Source organism: Stagnihabitans tardus (assembly GCF_009925085.1).
GTDB lineage: Bacteria > Pseudomonadota > Alphaproteobacteria > Rhodobacterales > Rhodobacteraceae > Stagnihabitans > Stagnihabitans tardus.
On record NZ_JAABNR010000060.1, the window covers coordinates 1 to 2,922 of the forward strand.

General features: G+C 64.7%; 5 protein-coding genes. All 5 read left to right on the forward strand.

The features are described from left to right. The first annotated feature begins 177 nt into the window (after positions 1-177). A complete protein-coding gene (locus GV832_RS21435) occupies positions 178-669 on the forward strand; it encodes a DUF6878 family protein (protein ID WP_168776898.1) in 492 nt (163 codons plus the stop codon). A gap of 1 nt (position 670) precedes the next feature. Further along, entirely contained in the window at positions 671-877 is a 207-nt protein-coding gene (locus GV832_RS21440) for a hypothetical protein (protein ID WP_168776899.1), read from the forward strand. A gap of 86 nt (positions 878-963) precedes the next feature. Further along, positions 964-1,848, forward strand: a complete 885-nt coding sequence (locus GV832_RS21445; RefSeq protein WP_354002004.1) for a DUF7007 domain-containing protein — start codon at positions 964-966, stop codon at positions 1,846-1,848. Positions 1,849-1,914: 66 nt separating this feature from the next. Continuing rightward, complete coding sequence (locus tag GV832_RS21450; RefSeq protein ID WP_227754608.1) at positions 1,915-2,499, forward strand: helix-turn-helix domain-containing protein; 585 nt, start codon at positions 1,915-1,917, stop codon at positions 2,497-2,499. Further along, positions 2,496-2,922: PIN domain-containing protein (locus tag GV832_RS21455; RefSeq protein ID WP_168776901.1), on the forward strand; the 427-nt coding region annotated here is incomplete at its 3' end. The genes GV832_RS21450 and GV832_RS21455, both read left to right, overlap by 4 nt.

The window sequence follows — 2,922 nt, forward strand, 5'->3', positions numbered from 1 at the left end:
GCAGATCTTCCGGCCGCTTGCAGCCCTGCAGCAACTCGTCCAGCAATTCGTTCGAAATCGTCATCGTCCTTGCTCCTCTCAGGAAGCATGGACCAGATCACCGATACACAGAAGGCCGGACACTCTCCGCTCCTCCCCGCCCGGGCTCCCCCAGTCACCCTATCCCGGAGATCTCCGATGTTTTCCACCCAAGCCACGCTCCGCGCGCCGATGGCACCACGCTTCCGCCTCGCCTCTCTTCTCGGGGCGCGCATCAACCAGCAGGCCCGCATCGATGCCCTGCGTCCGGTCAACCAGAGCAGGCTCTTCGATGCCTTGTCCGAGGCTGGAATCACCCACCTCACGGTGGTCTTCACCGGTCTCGGCCCTGCCGCCCGGATCGACAGTATCGCCCCCTGGGCGGGACCGCATCCGGCCGAACTTCCCACGACCCGGCTCCGCTACGCTGCCCTGACCTGGGATGCGCCGGAGGTCGAGTGGCGCGACCTGACCCTCGCCGAGGTCGTCGAGCAGATCGTCCTCGATCTCCTCGGTGATCCGGCCCTGCTGAAAATCCTCCCCGGTGGTGCCGAGGGTGAGTTCTGCTTCGATGCCAAGGCCCGCACCGTTCAGCTCGACGTCAACGAGATCTCGGACGAGCCAGACACAGCGGATCGAGGGAGCCGCTGACATGAGCCGGATCTACACGGATCTGGGCCTTTCGCCCGAGGCGTCGAACCTGACGGTTCTGCGCACGGCGATCCGGCGGCTTCACCCCGACATGCTCGCCATCCGCAGCTGGCGCGCGGTGCGCAAGCGCTACTACCGCGAGCTGCTGCAGGCCCATGCCGAGGCGCGCTCCGCCGCCCGGCGGTGCCTGAGCATCGAGGCGCGCTGACGCACGCGCTCCCGCCAATGCAACCCTCATCCTCTCAACCCCGGGCCTTCGGCTCCGGGGTCTTCTCATATCGAAAGGAGCCCGTCGTGGCTGACGATTTCACCCTCGCACCTCGAACCCCCGCCTCGTTGCCCAGTCCGGAACTCGGCAAGAGCGCCGACCGTCTGATCGTCGCCCGGCTCGGTGATGCCGCCTTCGCCATGATCCCGAAGCGCAACGGGGGCTTTTTCCTCAGCAGCGGCTGGCGGCTCCCGAAGCCTCTGTCGGATTGGACCCGTGCTGATTTCTACGGCCATGGTGGGGACCTCGCCGACGAGGCTGCCTTCCATGCACTGGTCCAGGAGCAGGCCGAGCACCAAGCCGAAGTGGCGGCCCTTGCTCGGCGCGAAACTCGCTCCCCCGCTAGCACGCCCTGGGGACCGTCGCAGGGCGCGGTCCACTACGGCGAGGGTGTCGTATTCCACACGACCGCCGGCCATGGCGGCTTCCACCTCTCGCCCGAGCGCATCGCCAAGGTGCATACCCTCCTTCGCAACCCCGCTGGCTTCTACGAGGAGGATGCCGCCTGGGCTGCTGTCGCCACTGCCTGGCCCGAGCTGTTCACCACCCTCGAGCGGAAGCAGGCGGAAGAGACCTTGCGTCACAGCTGGCCCGACGCCTGGGAGGCGATCCATGGCCGAGCGCTGCAGGCTGGTAAATCCCGCACTCGAGATGCGGAGGGCTTCGCCCGGGATCATGCCAGTGACTGGGTCGTGATCTCGGCTATCTACTCTGACCACAACCCGGGCTTCACCGAGGTGATCGCCAGCCTCGGTGGGCAGCGCGATCATTCCGCTCCCGAGCGCCGCTTCCTCGTTCCGTCCAAGGAGTACAAGCTCGGTACCTTCGGTTTCGTCATCGATGAGACGCGCCATGCCGCCTATGACGGTCCGTCGAGCTTCATCGGATGGCGCGGCAGGGCAGTGGGGTGATCACGCTGACCTGCCAACCCATTTCGCCGTCGGACTCGCCAAGATAGGTCGCCTTCGTTTCGCTTGATGCGCCGCCAAGACGCGAAGTTCGACAACATGGTTACACTTATTTCGGATATTTCAGTTATATCGCTTGCGGCGATGGTCATGGGACCTATATGCCTGAGACAAAACGGGAGAGCGATCATGGCAACGGCGGCAGGGAACATTGAGGATCGGGGGCTGATGGAGCGCCCGCCGACTCAAGAAGAGATCGACAGCGCGGCCCATGCGGCCACGGCGATTGCCAATGCGATGGATCTCGACGGCGGTCTTAAGGTTTCTGGCGAAAACGGCATGGCGGTGAAGATCGCCCCTGCGGTCGGCCACCTCATCATCGAGCTCCTCGGGCATGTGGCCAATGGGAACATGGTGACGCTGGTGCCCGTGGGCACGATGCTGACCACACAGGAAGCGGCCGACATGCTCAACGTCTCGCGGCCGTTCCTGACGAAGCTCCTGTTGCGCGGCGACATTGCCTTCGAGCAGGTCGGCAGTCATCGCAGGATCCGGATCGACGAGTTGATGCGCTACCGCGAAGAGAAAGCTCAACGCCAGGAGGCGGCGCTGGTGGAACTTGCCCGCCTTGGCCAAGAGTTCGACCGCTCATGAGCTTCACGGCCAACCCCTTCGTGGTGGTGCTCGATGCCAACGTGCTCTTTCCCGTCCGCATCCGGGATGTGATCTTCAGCTTCGCCAAGGAGGGTCTGTTCCGGGCGCGGCTGACCGACATGATCCTCGCCGAGTGGACGCGAAACCTCCTCCGGTTGCGCCCCGAGCTCGAGGTCAGCATCCGTCGGCAAGAAGCCCTGATCCGCGAGCATTTCGAAGAATGCTTCGTCGAAGGATATGAGCCGCTGATTGCCGGGCTCGATCTGCCCGATGTCGATGACCGACATGTCCTGGCTGCGGTGATCCAGATCGTCTCGACCGGCGAGGCGCTGATGGAGCGGCGGCTCTCGGAGATCCCGTCCGAGGACTGGGGCGATGTCCGCGTCGACATCACGCCGAGGGAGGCGTGCCTGGACAATCTCC

What these genes read in the sequence shown, in the direction of transcription:
- GV832_RS21440 (WP_168776899.1), top strand. Translation starts at nt 671, where the DNA reads ATGAGCCGGATCTACACGGATCTGGGCCTTTCGCCCGAGGCGTCGAAC.
- GV832_RS21435 (WP_168776898.1), top strand. Translation starts at nt 178, where the DNA reads ATGTTTTCCACCCAAGCCACGCTCCGCGCGCCGATGGCACCACGCTTC.
- GV832_RS21450 (WP_227754608.1), top strand. Translation starts at nt 1,915, where the DNA reads ATGCGCCGCCAAGACGCGAAGTTCGACAACATGGTTACACTTATTTCG.